Raw genomic sequence first — 14,966 nt, 5'->3', positions numbered from 1 at the left:
CCCGATTCGCTTGAAGGGTGAACCGAAGGTAACCACGAGCGGCTTACCGGAGGTAACTGGTCGGTAAGTTACGCCACGGTAACGATTGTTGGACTTCTTGTCAGCGAGGTCGTGTGACGACGCGTCAGCGACGTCCGGTCAGCGGAGGGCGCTCTTCGCCTGCCAGTCCGCCCACGACAGGTTCCACTCGCCGTAGCCGTTGTTCAGCGCCTGCGTGCCCTTGGCGTCGCCGCCCTCCACCTCGAAGGGGTCACCCACCTGCACCTGGTCGTACACCCAGCGGGCGTCCGGGGTGTCCATGCCGATGCAGCCGGAGCTCTTGTTGGCGCTGCCCATGTACCGGGCGTTCCACGGCGCGGCGTGCGCGTACATCCCGGACCAGGTCAGCCGCATCGAGTAGTCGACCATCTTGTCGTACGCGTCACCCAGGCCGACCGTCTCGGAACGCATGTTGATGGTGCCCTCCTTCGACATCAGCACCGTCTTCCCGCGCCACGACGCCTTGTCGCCGCCCGGCGTACCGCCCGACATCGGGATGTCCTTGACCTCCTGGCCGTCCCGCATCAGCTTCAGCCGGTGGTTGTCCAGGTCGACCTTGACGAGCTGGTTCTTCCCTATCGTCACGTTGGTCGTGTAGTCGCGGACGAACCAGCCGCCGCCCTCGCCCGAGTCGACCCCGTTCAGCTCGGCCTTCAGCGTGACCTTGGTGCCGGGCTTCCAGTAGTCCTTCGGCCGCCAGTCGACCCGGGTCTTCCCCGACCAGTCCTCCATCCATCCCCACGAACCGGTCGTGTTGTTCGAGGTCGTCACCTTCAGGTGCTTCTCGACCTCCGCCTTGTTCTTCACCGGGTGGTCGAAGACGATCGACAGCGGGTGGGCGATGCCGACCGTGGTGTTCTTGCCGGGGGCCAGCGTCAGCTTGTTCACCTTGTCGGGCGCGGCCGTGGCGAAGTCCGCCTTCGCCGTGCCGCCGTCCACGGAGCGCGCCTCGACGGTGTACGCGGTCCCCGGGGCCGCCTTGCGGGCGGACGTCCAGGTCCGGCCGTCCGAGGACACGGCACCGTCGAGCGTGGCGCCCTTGGAGTCGGTGACGGTGACCTGCTGGAGCTTGCCCTCCGCCAGGGTCACCTTCACCGGCTGGCCGGCCTTGGCATCCTTGCCGGAGAGGTTCACGGAGATCCGGGTGTCGGGCTTGGCGGCGTCCTTGTCGTCGGCCTTCGCGCTGCCCGAACCACCCGAGCACGCGGTCAGGACCGCCGCGGCAAGGACCGCGGTGCCGGCCGTGGCGGCGGTGCGGAAGGGGCTGCGCGGGCGTGTGCGGGTCACCTGGGAACCTCCGATGCGTTTCTGCGTCCCCGAGTGAGAGGGCGAACGCAGGCCCCGGGTTGCCTGCGGGGCGCCGGAAATTTCCCCCACCGGTTGGATTGGGCGCCGGGAGGGTGGGTGGGTGCGCCCGCTGGAGCGTGCCTGCGGGGGCGTGGATGCCGCTGGGCTGTGCTGCGGCCGGGCGCGGGCCGCTGCTGGGCTTCCCGCGGCCGCCGGGCGCGTGGGCTGTGGGGCCGGCGGTCGGCGCCCGGTCGGCGCGGGTGCGCAGCTGGCCCGTCGGGACCGGGCGTGGTCGGCCCGCCGGTCGTGCATGCCGCCGGGCGGGCCGTGCCCGCCGGGCGCATGCCCTGTGCGGGCCCGCAGGCCCCGGTCGCCTTGGCCCCGGGTGCCCGCCCGCCGGGCGCTCCCGCCAGTCCCCCTCGGCCTCCCGGCCCTCCGTCCCGCCCCGGGGCGCAGGGCCCGAAGGTCCGCGCCGCGGGACGAGCCGGTCGGTGGTCAGGCGGTCAGGTGGGAGAGGACCGCGCGGACCGCACGGTCCACCGCCCGGCGGGCCGGCTCGCTGTGGTCGGTGGTCTCAAAACCGTGCGTGCCGTCCGGCACGTCCACCACCTCGACGTCGGCCCCGCACTTCTCCGCGGCCGCCAGGAACTCCGTGACCGTCCGTGCGATCTCGGGACGCTCACGTTCCACCCGGGTCAGTACCAGCGGCAACCGCCCCGCCCCGGTCACCGCCCGGGCCGGGTGGAACCGGGAGCCGCCGAGCCCCCAGCTCGGCAGCGGAGCGAGGACGGGATACGTCGCCGCGACACACCGCAGCCACGCCGGCGGCGCCGAGAGCCAGTCCGCCGACAACAACCCGCCCGCCGAGAAGAACCACAGCGCCACCCGGTCGGGGTCGACGCGCGGATCGGCGCGCACCAGGTCGACCGCGGCCGCCACGTCCTGCGCGGCGCGCGGGTAGTCGGTGAGGTCGTGCAGCCGGTGGTCCACCGTCACCCCGACCGCCCCGAGCCCGGCCACGTACCGGCCGTACCCGGTGAAGGCGGGCCAGTCCCGGGGCGTCGGGCGGGCACCCTCGGGCACCGGCCCGCCGTGCACCAGGACCACCGCGGGCCGCCGACCCGGCCGCTCGTCCAGGTCGTCCGGCAGGTACAGGTCCACCCGGCCGGACCGCTCCCGACGGACCTCGGGCGGGTCCAGGAGGAACGGCCGCAGGTGCGGCGGTTCCCCGGCGGGCGTGAGCCGGTGGCCCCCTCCCGCCGCGGCCTTGAGCAGCGCGTCCGCCAGGTCGTCCGGTGCGGACAGCATCGGCCAGTGTCCGGTGGCCAGTTCGAAGAACCCGATCCGGGGGTCGGTGAGCGCCTGCAGGGCCGGGTCACCGAGGGCGGCCAGGGCCTCGAGCGTTTCGATGCCGGGGCCGTTGCCGGTGCACAGGACGCCGGTCGTGGGCAGTTCGCCGACCGCCCCGGACAGCCGCATCGGCTGCGTGAGCGTATCGAGCGGCTGCGGTACGGCCTCACGGACCAGCCGGTCCAGCGCCCCGGCGGGGACACCGTCCAGGCTGCCCCAGCGGTGCCAGGCGTCCCGCGACGGTGCCGCGAGCCGGCCCGCCCCGTCGCCGTCCCCGCCGGCGGCCAGCCGTTCGCGCAGGCCCTGGTCCGGCACCAGGTCGAGGGCCGGCCGGCCGTCCCGCGGCATGCCCACGTCCACGTGCACGATCCGCGAGATCCGCTCCCGGCGGCGGTCGGCGGCCGCGAACACCGGGTGGATGCCGTAGCAGTGGCCGACCAGCACCACATCGTCGGCCTCCACCCGGTCGATCAGCCGCACCAGCCGCGCGACATGGCTCTCCAGATCGCCGCCGTCCGCGCCCCCGCCGTTCACGCCCTCGCCGTCCCCGTCTGCGCCCTCGCCGACGAGCGTCACCGGGTACGCCTGCGCCCCGGCCCGCCGCAGCCGGTCCGCCACCTCCTCCCAGACCCAGCCGCCCGTGTGCGCCCCCGGCACCAGGATGAACGCCGTCATGAACCCCTCCTCGTACGCTTCCGTCCACGGGCCCGGCCGTCACGGCCGCCCCGCTCGCCGGTACCGTAGGAACTCCCCCTGAGGGAGGTTCAAGTGGTGCCGTCCGACACCCTGTGGAGCATCGGGGAGCTCGCCGAACACGCGGGCGTCACCGTCAAGACCGTCCGCTTCTACTCCGACCGCGGTCTGCTGCCCGAGGCGGCCCGCAGCCCCGGCGGCCACCGGCGGTACGGCCCCGACGCGCTCGACCGGCTGCGCCTGATCCGCTCCCTGCGCGCGCTGGACCTGCCGGTCCCCGACGTGGGCCGGGTGGTCCTCGACGAGGACGACGGGCTCGGCGCCGCGCTGGAGAACGTCGTGGCGGGACGGCTGCGCGAGCTGGGCACCCAGATGACCGCCCTGCGCTGGCGGGAGGCCGCCCTCCACCTGCTCCGCGACTGCCCTCCCGGCGAACGCGCCGAACGGCTGCGGCTGGTCGGCGCCGTGTCCGCCCCGCCGAGCACGGCCGCGCCGGCGCGGTTCTGGAAGCGCTGGCTCCCCGCGCGGTTCCCGGCCCGGCTGCTGTCCTCATTCCTCGAACAGGCCGTGCCCCAGCCGCCCGACGACCCCACCCCCGAGCAGGTCCTGGCCTTCGCCCGGCTGCACGCCCTCGTCTCCGGACCCTGCCTCAGCGGCGTCCTCTGCCAGCCGACCGCCCACCGCACCGCCGACGGCTGGCGCCCCGCGGTGCTCTACGAGGGCCTCACCGAGGCGTACGCGCTGGCGGCACCCGAACTCCGGGCCGGACGCGCCCCGTCCGACGGCGAGGCGCTCGACTGCTTCGTGACGGCGTACGCCCGTGCGCTCGGCGTCCCCGACACCTCCGCCTTCCGCCGGCGGCTGAGCGCGCAGCTCGCGTCGGACCCCCGGATCGACCGGTATTGGGAACTCACCGCCGTACTGATCAGTCCCGCCTCCGGCCGCCCCGAACCGACACCGGGCACCGCCCACGACTGGCTGCTCACGGCGCTGGACGCCGAGCTCGCCACGGCCTAGCCGGCGGCCGGTTCCACGTCCGGGTCCGGATCCGCAGGCGACGCCGGGGCCTGCGCCGCACGCGTCACGTCCGCCACCAGCTCGACGACATCCGGCCCGTAGGCCTGCGAGTTGACGACCTTCAGCAGCAGCACGAAGGAGCCGTCCGCGCCGTGCTTCCGCGCCAGCTTCTCGTGGTGGCGCACCAGGTAGCGGGTGGCCGCCTGGTTGGTGATCGCGCGCTGGCCGCAGAACAGGAACACCGGCCGGGCGCCCTCTCCGGCGGTGAGCCGGGCGAGGACCACGTACTCGGACGCACCCGCGTCCATCCGGTAGACCTCCGAGCCGATCGTGAAGGCGCCGCGCCCCGGACCCGGCTCCAGCTCGACGTTGACGTCGACGCCCGGGAGCAGCGTGGAGAGATGGGCGGCCATCCGCCGGTTCGAGTACGGCCCGCCGAGGCAGAACTCGGTGCGCTCGCCGAAGCCCTGCTGGGTGGCGTCGTGGTACACGATCCGGGCATGGGCGCCGCAGTCCTTCACCAGCGCCGCCAGCTCCAGCAGCGCGGACGCGTCGAACCGGTGCACCGCGCTCTCGCTGCCCGCCTCACGGTTCACCACGAGCAGGCACTCGGCGTTGCCGGGCAGCCCGAAGAAGGCCTGCTTGCGGCGGAGCCTGCGGCGCCACAGCGCGGTGCGGGCCATCCAGCCGAGCGACGCGCTGACGCCCGTGGCGACCACGCCGAGCACGATGTTGAGCAGGTCTTCATACATGGGCGCGCATGGTAGCGGGGGAGCGGAACGTGGTTCGAGGCGGTCCTGGCACGGTGCTGCCCGCGAAGTTAGGCTGCCCGGACGGTCGTTGACTGGAGGTACGGATGCGTCGGTCCCACGTACGTAACGTCTCGCTCACCGCTGTCGCCGTCACGGTCCTGTCCGTCGGTGCCGCCGCGCCGCCGCCGACGGAACGGACGACACCCGTCAAGGAACCGGTGGCGGTCGGGCACGGCGGGGCCGTCGCGAGCGTGGACCCCGACGCGTCCGCCGCCGGCATCGAGGTGCTGCGGCGCGGCGGCAACGCCGTGGACGCGGCGGTCGCCACCGCCGCGGCCCTCGGCGTCACCGAGCCGTACTCGGCGGGCATCGGCGGCGGTGGCTACTTCGTGTACTACGACGCGAGGACCCGCACCGTGCACACCATCGACGGCCGCGAGACGGCGCCCCTCTCCGCGGACGCGTCGCTCTTCCTCGACGAGAACGGCAAGCCCCTCCCCTTCGAGGAGGGCATGACCAGCGGGCTGAGCGTCGGCGCCCCCGGCACGCCCGCCACCTGGGACACCGCGCTCGACGCGTGGGGCAGCAAGTCGCTGCGGGACCTGCTCAAGCCGGCCGAGCGGCTGGCGCGCGACGGCTTCACCGTCGACGCCACGTTCCGGTCGCAGACCCAGGCCAACGAGGCGCGGTTCCGGGACTTCCCCGCCACGGCCGGACTGTTCCTTCCGGGCGGGCGGCTGCCCGTCGTCGGCTCGACCCTCAAGAACCCGGATCTCGCGCGCACCTACGAGAAACTGGGCCGCCAGGGCGTGGGGGCGATGTACCGGGGCGAGCTGGCCCGCGACATCGTCCGCACCGTGCGCAACCCGCCCGTACGGGACGGCGCCACGCGCAACGTGCGCGCCGGTGACCTGACGGAACGCGACCTGGCCCGCTACGAGACGGTGTGGCGCAAGCCGACCAAGATGTCGTACCGCGGCCTGGACGTCTACGGCATGGCGCCCTCGTCGTCGGGCGGCACGACCGTGGGCGAGGCGCTCAACATCCTGGAGCGCACCGACCTCTCGGCCCTGTCCGGGACGCAGTACCTGCACCGGTTCATCGAGGCCAGCCGCGTCTCGTTCGCCGACCGCGGCCGGTGGGTCGGCGACCCGGCCTTCGAGGACGTACCCGTGAAGGGCCTGCTGTCGCAGCGCTTCGCCGACTCGCGCGCCTGTCTGATCCGCGACGACGCGGTGCTGAAGAGCCCGCTCGCCCCCGGCGACCCGCGCAGGCCCAAGCCGTGCGGCACGGGCGGCAAGGCCGCGCCGACGACGTACGAGGGCGAGAACACCACCCACCTGACCGCGTCCGACAAGTGGGGCAACGTCGTCGCCTACACCCTCACCATCGAGTCCACCGGCGGCAGCGGCATCACCGTGCCCGGCCGGGGCTTCCTGCTCAACAACGAGCTGACGGACTTCTCCTTCGCGCCCGCCGACCCGGCCGTCCACGACCCGAACCTCCCGGGCCCCGGCAAGCGCCCCCGCTCCTCCATGTCGCCCACGATCGTCCTGGACCACCGCGACCGCCCCGTCCTGGCCCTCGGCTCGCCGGGCGGCGCGACCATCATCACGACCGTGCTCCAGACCCTGACCGGCGTGGTCGACCGCGACCTCCCGCTCGTCGAGGCGATCGCCGCCCCGCGCGCCAGCCAGCGCAACCAGCCGACCACGGAACTCGAACCCGCGCTCTACGACAGCCCGCTGCGCGCGAAGCTCGAGGCCCTGGGCCACGCCTTCCGCGAGAACCCCGAGATCGGCGCCGCGACCGGCGTCCAGCGCCTCCCGGACGGCCGCTGGCTCGCCGCCGCCGAGAAGACCCGCCGCGGCGGCGGCTCGGCCATGGTGGTCCACCCGGCCGGCCGGCCGTAGCAGCCGGAGCAGCCGGGCAGTGGGACGCTCCTTCCGGTGACCGGCCCCCGTCGGCGAGGATGGTCTCGTCACCCGCACCGACCAGCAGCGAGGAGCGTCCCGCGCAGATGGCCACGCCCGGCAACGGATCCAGGCCGCCCACGATCGCCGACGTGGCCCGCGCCGCGTCGGTGTCGCGGACGACCGTCTCGCACGCCCTGAACGGGATCGGCAAGGTCGACCCCCGGACGCGGGAACGCATCAAGCAGGTCGCCGCCGAACTCGGCTACCGGCCCAACCTGCGCGCGCAGCGGCTGCGGCGCGGCGAGGCCAAGGCCATCGCGCTGGCCTCGTCGATGCCCTTCGCGGTCGCCGGCGGCCCCTCCCGGCTCGGGTTCTACATGGAGGTCGCCGCCGCCGCGGCCGAACGGGCCCTGCTCCACGGGTACGCCCTCGTGCTCGTACCGCCCGTGCGGTCCGGCTCCGCGCTGTACTCGGTCGACATCGACGGCGCCATCGTCGTCGAGCCCGACCGGGACGACATCGCCGTGGCGCAACTGCGCGAGCGGGGACTGCCGTACGTGGCGCTCGGGCGCCCCATGGCGGAGGGGGACGACTCCCCGTACGTCGACCTGCGCGGCGGACTCGTCGTCGACCTGCTCCTGGCCCACCTGCGAGAACAGGGCGCCCGCCGGCCGGCGCTCCTCATCGGCGCCGGCTCCCGGCACTCCGCCGTCGACGCCCGCGCCGCGTACCTGCGCGCCGCGGCCGAGCACGGCTGGGCGCCCGTCGTCGCCACGGCCCCCGAGCAGGGCGGCGAACAGGCCGGGTACGACGCCTGCGCCGCCCTGCTCTCCGACCACCCCGACACGGACGCCGTGTGCGCGCTGGTGGACGCCTTCGCGGTCGGAGCCGTCCGCGCCATCCACGACAGCGGTCGCCGTGTCCCGGACGACATCATGGTCGTCACCCGGTACGACGGGCTCCGCGCCCGGACCAGCGAGCCCCCGCTCACCGCGGTGGACCTGCAACTGGACCGCGCCGCCGCCGACGCCGTGGAACTCCTGCTCGCCCGCCTCCGCGGCGAGCCCGCCACCCCGCCCGCCACCGCACCCGAACCACGCGTCGTCGCCCGGGCCTCGTCCCTGCGGGGCACCGCACGGGCGTGAGCCCACGAAGGCGATCGCGCCCGGCTCACAGCCCGAGCATGAGCACCGTGCCGGAGACCAGGGCGAAGGCCAGGACGAACAGGCGCATCCGCCGGGCGTCGAGGCGCTGGTGGACCAGGCGGCTCAGCCAGGCGCCGACGGCCAGGGCGGGCAGGAGCGCGGCCGCCCAGCCCAGCTGGGCCGCGTCGCCCCGGCCCGTGGCGAACAGGAGGACCAGCGAGGCCACTTCGCCGACCAGGAAGCAGACGGCGACCGTCGCCCGCAGTTCGGCCGGCGGCCGGTGCTGGTACACCAGCGCCAGCGGTGGGCCGCCCACGCCCGTCGCCGTCTCCGTCAGGCCGGTGACCACGCCCGCGCCCACGTACGCGCCCCGCCCGGGGGTGAACGCGGGCGCGGCCAGGCTCACCACCGCCGCGAGGACGGTCGCCACGCCCACGAAGAGGCCGAGCCGCTGCTCGGGGATCGCCCACAGCAGCGCCAGCCCTCCCGGGGTGGCCGCGAGGCGCGCGGCCGTGATCCAGCCGGCGCCCCGCAGGTCCAGCGCGGCACGCTCGCGCCACGCCACGTACAGGTTGAGCGGAATCATCGACGCCAGGACGAACACGGGCACCAGGCCCGGGTCCAGCAGCCCCGCCACCGGCGCGACGATCAGGGCGAAGCCCAGTCCGCTCGCACCCTGGACGAACGCGGCGAGGGCCACCGTCACGGCGAGGACGACCACCGTCTCCGTACTCACGAGCAGGCCGCCCAGGCGTCGGTGGACGTGGGGTGGACCCGGGTGACGGGTGCGCGGAGCATGACGTCGTGGGCCAGTTCCGCCGCCCGCCGCACCAGCGCCGGTCCGTCCCAGTCCGTCGGCCACCCGTGCCACGCGCGCAGCCGGCCGGCCACGAACACGGCGCTGATCTGGTCGCGGTTGCCGCGCCGTACCAGCTCCCAGGGCAGGTCCCGGGACAGCGCCGTCTCGGGAGCCGACACGTCGACGAGCAGGAAGTCGGCGGCGGCGCCGGCCGCGATCCGGCCGGTCAGGGCGTCGAGCCCGACCGCGTCCGCGCCGCCCCGGGAGGCGCGGTCCAGCCACGTCCAGCCCGCGCCGCACGACGAGTCGCCGGTGGCCAGGCCGTAGCTGAGGCGCTGCGCGAACTCGGCCGCGTCGGCCAGCCGGAAGGCGTCGCCCCGGGTGCCGTCCGTGCCCAGGCCGAAGCGGATGCCCCGCTCGGCCATCGTCGTCGCCGGGGCGACCGCGTTGCCCTTCCAGGCGCTGGCCACGGGGTTGTAGCTGATGGCCGCCCCGCTGTCGGCGAGCAGGGTGACCTCCCGGGGCGTGACCAGGGTGGCGTGCGCGGCCAGCAGCTGCGGACCCAGAGCGCCCACGTGGTGCAGGTACTCCAGGGGGCGCAGCCCGTGCTCGACCAGGGAGCGCTCCACGCCGGCGAGGTGCTCGTTGACGTGGATCTGGACGACCGCGCCCGCTTCGGCGGCGAGCCGGGCGGTGTGGTGCAGGGTGCGGGCGGTCGCGGCCTCCGGGACGGAGACGGCGAGGGACGGGTGGATCAGCTCCTCGGCGCCGTACCGGGTGAGGTGCTTCTCCGCGCCGGCGAGCGCCGTGTCGGTGTCCCCGTCCGCGTCGTTGCAGACCAGGCCGAGTACGCAGCGGATGCCGGCGTCCCGCGCGGCGGCGGCGACGAGTTCCACGTCCACCGCCGCCCGGGTGCCCGCGTCGGCGACCGTGGTGAACCCGCCGCGCAGCGATTCGAGGGCGGCCAGCTTCGCCGCCACGTACACCGCCTCCTCGTCCAGGGCGCCTTCGAGCGGCACCCACACGCGGCGGAAGATCTCCGACGGCTCCCCGAAGGCCAGGGCGGCGCCGAAGCTCTGCGTCAGGTGGTGGTGGGCGTCGACGAAGCCCGGCATCAGGACGTGCCCCGGCAACCGGACGGGCGTCAGGTGCGGGTGGTTGCGCTCCACCTGCTCGGCGGGGCCGACCGCGCGGAAGGTGCCGCCCGCGACGACGGCCGCGTAGTGGTCCTTCGGCCCGTCCGGTGTGAACACCGCGTCGGGGGTGAGGAGGAGCACGCCGTCGTCGCTGAGGAGGCGGTCGGCGGTGAAGTCGTTCATCGGTCACTTTCGGTACGGGTACGGGGGCGGGGCAGCCGGACGTGGTGAAACAGGACGTTGAGGACGGCGGCCGTGACGGCGCCGACCGCGACCCCGCTCTCCAGGAGGATCCGGGCGTTGGGCGGGAAGCCGCCGTACACACCGGGGATGAGGATCGGCAGCAGGCCGAGTGCCAGGGCGACGGCGCAGATGAAGGTGTTGGTGTGCCGGTCGAGTTCGGCGCGGCCGAGCATCTGCACACCGAGCACGGTGATCACGGCGAAGACCACCATCGCGGTGCCGCCCACGACGGCCGACGGGATGACGCTGATCGCCCGGGTGACCGGGGCCAGGAAGCCGATGACGATCAGTACGACGCCGGCCGCGGCGGTGACGTACCGGCTGCGTACGCCGGTGACCCGGACGATGCCGATGTTCTCGCCGCTGGTCACCATCAGCGGCAGTCCGAAGAAGCCGCCGAACAGCGAGGTGACCGCGTCGCCCCTGATCGTCTTCGGCACGTCCCTGCGCCGGTCGACCTCCTTGCCCACCGCCTCCGCGTTGATCACGGTCTGGCCGGTGGCCTCCGCCATGGAGGCGAGGCTGTACAGCATCAGGGGCAGTGCGGCGACCAGGTTGAACTCGGGCGAGCCGAACGGCAGGGCCTGCGGGAGGTTCAGCAGTCCGCCCTCGGCGGCCGTGCCGAAGTCGACGCCGCCCATGACGACGGCGAGGACCGTCCCGGCGATCAGGCCCAGCATCACGGCCAGTTGGCGCACCACGCCGGTGAACAGCCAGTAGAACGCGACGGTGAAGCCGATCGTGGCCATGCCGAGCAGCAGGTTGGTGGGGTCGGCGAAGCCGGGCCGGCCGGGCCGGCCGGTGACGAGCACCGCCCCGACCTTCACCAGGTTGATCCCGACGATCACGATCATCGTGCCGATGACCAGAGCGGGGAAGAACGCCAGCAGCCGGGAGAAGACGGGCAGGACGACGAAGTAGAACGCGGCGGTGAGGATCACGGCCCCGCTCGCGGTGGGCAGCCCGTGCTGTTCGGCGATGGCCAGGAACAGGATCAGTGGCGCCCCGCCGGGCAGCATGACGAACGGCAGCTTCGGGCCGAACTTCCACGGCCCGAGCGACTGGATCAGCGATCCGATCCCGGACAGGACGAACGCGGCCGAGAGCAGGTCGACCGTGAGCCCGGCGTCCAGCCGCAGCGTGGCGCTCATCAGGAAGATCGCCGAGATGGGCGTGGCGGCCATGACGAGCACGTGCTGGAGCCCGAACAGCAGGATCCGGCCGAGCGGCCGCGACTCGTCCACCGGGTGGGGGGCGTCGGGGGTGGCGGCGGTGGCGGGGGTGTCGGGTGCGGGCGGGGTTGCCGGTTCGGGGGCGGTACCCGGCCCGGCGGCCGGCCCCGGTGGGGACGACGGGACGTGGGGCGTGGAGTGGGGACTGGACACGTTCGAGCTCCGTTCGGCTCGCTCCGGCTTTGGCCCGCGGTCCACCCGAGACGGGAGTGGACCGGCGGGCCAAATCGATTTGGCCGCCAGTATGTGAGGCCCGAACAGGCGCGTCAAGGGATCCGTAGGGCTCGATTCCGCCCCGGCGGCGGCTACCCGGCGCGGCGCACCCGCGCGAGCACCAGCACCGTGTCGTCGGAGACCCGGCCGGGCAGGAGGTCGCCGAGGACCTGGTCGGCCATGTCCTCCAGGGACCCGCGCGCACGGCCGAGCGCGGCCCACAGCGCCGCCATGCCGACGTCGATGTCCTGCCCGCGCGCCTCGACGAGCCCGTCGGTGTAGAGGGCGAGGAGCGCGCCGTCGGGCAGTTCGACGTCCGTCGAGTCGAACGCGCACCCGCCGACGCCCAGGGGGATGCCGGCCGGCGCTTCCACGGTGCCGACCGATCCGTCCGGGCGGATCACCATCGGGGGAGGGTGCCCGGCGTTGGCGACGCGTGCGCGTCCGGTGTCGGGGTCGTACACGAGGTAGAGGCAGGTCGCCAGCTCGATCCCCGCCTCCTGGGCGCACACCTCCAGCTCGGCGAGGAGCGCGGAGGGTTCCGGGACGTGCCGGGCGACGGCCTTGGCGGTGATGCGGAGCCGCCCCATGGCCGCCGCCGCGCGGACGCCGTGCCCCATCACGTCCCCCACGATCAGGGCGACCCGGTTGCCGGGCTGGTGGACCACGTCGTACCAGTCGCCGCCCACCTCGCTGGCCCGGCTCCCGGGCACGTAACGGTGGGCGACGTCCACGTACGGGCTCGTGGCCGGGGCGGTGGGCAGCAGCGCCCGCTGGAGGGTGAGGGCGGCGTCCTGCACACGGCTGTACAGGCGGGCGTTGTCCAGGCAGAGCGCGGCGCGGGAGGCGAGCTCACCGGCGAGCGCGGCGTCCTCGGCGGTGAAGCCCGGCCGGGCGGCCGAGCGGCCGAACATCGCGATCCCGCGGACCGCCCCGCGGGCGATGAGCGGGGCCATCAGCAGGCACACGAGCCCGCTCTCCCTCAGCAGCCGGGCCCGGTCCCGGTGGGCCACGGTGCGGGACACGAAGTCCTCGTCGACCGGCACGACGACCGGGCGGCCGGTGGACACCATGTCGTGCACGGTGGAGCCGGGAGGGTAGGAGACGAACTCCAGTCCGCCGACCAGCTCGTCGGCGGGCGGCGGGAGCACCGTGCCCCACGCGATGCGGTGCGTGTCCAGGGGAAGGGACGGGTCGAACACCTCGTTGTCGTCCGGCCCCTGTACGACCTCCACGACGGCGGCGTCGCAGAAGGCCGGTACGGAGGCGTCGACCAGCTCGCGGGCGGTCACCCCGACGTCGAGCGTGCGGCCGATGGACCGGCTGGCCCGGTCCAGCAGGTCCAGCCGCTGCCGCGCCGCGGTCGCCTCGACGACGGCGTGCTCCCGGTCGGTCACGTCCAGCAGGACCCCGCCCACCCCGGTGCGGCTGCCCACCGCCCCGCTCAGCGGGAAGAGGCTCACCGACCGCACCTGGTCGTGATCGGGCCGCCCGGCCCCGCGCATCCCGACCAGCGTCCCCACCACGGGCGGGCCGCCCTCCACCACCGCGCGCAGCAGGCCGAGGAACTCGCCGCCGTCCCGGGTGATCATGACGTCGTCCACGCGCCGCCCGAGGTGCTCGGCGACACCGAGGCCGTCCATGTCCGCGAGCGCCTGGTTCAGGTGCAGGAACCGCAGGTCCTCGTCGAGCATGACCAGCCCGATCGGGCAGGTCTCGAAGAGCGCGTCGAGGAACGCCAGGTTGGTCTTCACCCGGTCCAGTTCGTCGCCCCGGCTGGCGAGCGCCAGGACGACCCCGTCGCCGGGACCGCTCACCGGGAACACCCGGAACCCGCAGTCGAACACGGTGCCGTCGCGGTGCCGGGCCGGCAGCCGGACCCGCCAGTACCCGTGCTCCATGCCCCGCCCCACCAGCAGCGCCGCCGGATCGTCGTGGCCGGGCGCTCCCGGAGCCGGCGGTGGGTCCTCCGGGCCGGGGAACAGCACGGAACCGTGACGCGACAGCACGTCCGGGGCCTCGTGGCCGAACAGCCGCTGCGCGCCGGGCCCCCAGAACCGGATCCGGTGGTCCACGTCCAGACCGAACACCGCCACCGCGACCTGCTCCAGCAGCGTTCCGTACTCGGACCTGACCGTGCGGGAGGACTCCGCACCGACCGGCTGCTCCGCGGCCATCCGGACGCCCCTTCCACCATGGGCGGGCCGCGACCCCGGCACACCCGGCCACGTCCCCGTCCATTGTCGCGACCCCACCCGCCCACGGCACGCGGAAGCGCCCGGCCCACGCACCCGCGGGGTGCACCGCACCCGCACCGGCGCACGGCAACGACCGCGCGGCCACCACGGCCACGCCCCGCCCGCCGCCCCCGCCTACAGCGCCGTCAGCACCCGTGGCCCCTCGTGGGTGATCGCCACCGTGTGTTCCACGTGCGCCGCGCGGCTGCCGTCCCGGGTGCGGATCGTCCAGCCGTCGTGGTCTGTGCGGTGGTCGTCGCCACCGCCCGCGATCAGCATCGGTTCGAGGGCGATCACCATGCCGTGGCGCAGCGGCATCCCGCGACCCGGCCGGCCCTCGTTCGGCACGCCGGGGTCCTCGTGCATGCGGCGCCCGATGCCGTGGCCGCCGAACCCGTCCGGGATGCCGTATCCGGCGGCGCGGCAGACGCGGCCGATCGCGTGCGCGATGTCGCCCACGCGGTTGCCCACGCGGGCGGCCGCGATGCCCGCGTCGAGGGCCTCGTACGCCGTGTCGATCAGCCGCGTGTCCGCCGGGCGCGCCCGGCCGACCGTGAAGCTGATCGCAGCGTCCCCGGCCCAGCCGTCCAGGACGGCACCGCAGTCGATGCTGACGAGGTCGCCGTCGCGCAGCCGGCGGCCGTCCGGGACGCCGTGCACCACGGCGTCGTTCACCGACGCGCAGATCACCGCGGGGAAGGGCACCGGGGCCCAGTCGGGGCGGTAGCCCAGGAAGGGCGACGAGGCGCCCGCGTCGCGCAGCACCGCGCGGGCGGCCAGGTCCAGTTCGTCCAGGGTCACGCCGGGCGCCGCCGCGTCGCGCACGGCCGCCAGCGCCTCCGCGACGACCCGGCCGGACGCGCGCATGGCCTCCAGGGAGGCATCGGTCTTGATCTCCACCATGCCA

General features: G+C 74.6%; 11 protein-coding genes. 3 read left to right on the top strand and 8 right to left on the bottom strand.

Features of this window, described 5'->3' with window-relative positions:
- Positions 1-138: 138 nt before the first annotated feature.
- A complete protein-coding gene (locus EIZ62_RS05615; RefSeq protein WP_244375478.1) occupies positions 139-1,326 on the bottom strand; it encodes a L,D-transpeptidase in 1,188 nt (395 codons plus the stop codon).
- Between the two features lie 495 nt (positions 1,327-1,821).
- On the bottom strand, positions 1,822-3,351 hold the full coding sequence (locus tag EIZ62_RS05610; RefSeq protein ID WP_156691611.1) for an alpha/beta hydrolase family protein: 1,530 nt from the start codon (positions 3,349-3,351) through the stop codon (positions 1,822-1,824).
- Positions 3,352-3,447: 96 nt separating this feature from the next.
- Between EIZ62_RS05610 and EIZ62_RS05605 the strand changes: the two genes are divergently transcribed.
- Positions 3,448-4,386 carry a helix-turn-helix domain-containing protein gene (locus EIZ62_RS05605; RefSeq protein WP_244376128.1) on the top strand — a complete coding sequence of 313 codons (939 nt, stop codon included), beginning with the start codon at positions 3,448-3,450 and terminating at the stop codon, positions 4,384-4,386.
- On the opposite strand, the gene EIZ62_RS05600 is transcribed toward EIZ62_RS05605, so the two are convergent.
- Positions 4,383-5,138, bottom strand: coding sequence for a hypothetical protein (locus EIZ62_RS05600; RefSeq protein WP_156691610.1), 756 nt, complete (start codon positions 5,136-5,138; stop codon positions 4,383-4,385). The genes EIZ62_RS05605 and EIZ62_RS05600 overlap by 4 nt on opposite strands.
- A 104-nt stretch (positions 5,139-5,242) precedes the next feature.
- On the opposite strand from EIZ62_RS05600, the gene ggt reads away from it, so the two are divergent.
- Entirely contained in the window at positions 5,243-7,051 is a 1,809-nt protein-coding gene (gene ggt, locus EIZ62_RS05595) for a gamma-glutamyltransferase (RefSeq protein ID WP_156691609.1), read from the top strand.
- Positions 7,052-7,158: 107 nt separating this feature from the next.
- Positions 7,159-8,199, top strand: coding sequence for a LacI family DNA-binding transcriptional regulator (locus EIZ62_RS05590; RefSeq protein ID WP_156691608.1), 1,041 nt, complete (start codon positions 7,159-7,161; stop codon positions 8,197-8,199).
- A 25-nt stretch (positions 8,200-8,224) separates the two neighbouring features.
- Here EIZ62_RS05590 and EIZ62_RS05585 read toward each other — a convergent pair whose 3' ends face one another.
- The 5 genes from EIZ62_RS05585 to map all read right to left on the bottom strand — a co-directional run bounded on the left by EIZ62_RS05585 (position 8,225) and on the right by map (position 14,962).
- Positions 8,225-8,935 (bottom strand): sulfite exporter TauE/SafE family protein, encoded by a 711-nt coding sequence (locus EIZ62_RS05585; RefSeq protein ID WP_156691607.1) that lies wholly within the window; start codon positions 8,933-8,935, stop codon positions 8,225-8,227.
- On the bottom strand, positions 8,932-10,317 hold the full coding sequence (locus EIZ62_RS05580; protein WP_156691606.1) for an amidohydrolase family protein: 1,386 nt from the start codon (positions 10,315-10,317) through the stop codon (positions 8,932-8,934). Before EIZ62_RS05580 ends, EIZ62_RS05585 begins: the two co-directional genes overlap by 4 nt.
- On the bottom strand, positions 10,314-11,621 hold the full coding sequence (locus EIZ62_RS05575) for a uracil-xanthine permease family protein (protein ID WP_156696223.1): 1,308 nt from the start codon (positions 11,619-11,621) through the stop codon (positions 10,314-10,316). The genes EIZ62_RS05580 and EIZ62_RS05575 overlap by 4 nt, the downstream gene beginning before the upstream one ends.
- Positions 11,622-11,914: 293 nt before the next feature.
- Complete coding sequence (locus tag EIZ62_RS05570) at positions 11,915-13,999, bottom strand: SpoIIE family protein phosphatase (RefSeq protein WP_156691605.1); 2,085 nt, start codon at positions 13,997-13,999, stop codon at positions 11,915-11,917.
- 195 nt (positions 14,000-14,194) lie between these two features.
- Positions 14,195-14,962, bottom strand: coding sequence for a type I methionyl aminopeptidase (gene map, locus EIZ62_RS05565; RefSeq protein ID WP_156691604.1), 768 nt, complete (start codon positions 14,960-14,962; stop codon positions 14,195-14,197).
- Between the last annotated feature and the right edge of the window lie 4 nt (positions 14,963-14,966).

The organism is Streptomyces ficellus (assembly GCF_009739905.1).
Classification (GTDB): Bacteria; Actinomycetota; Actinomycetes; order Streptomycetales; family Streptomycetaceae; genus Streptomyces; species Streptomyces ficellus_A.
The sequence above is the reverse complement of the archived record's forward strand: the minus strand, read 5'-3'. Positions and strand labels throughout refer to the sequence as shown.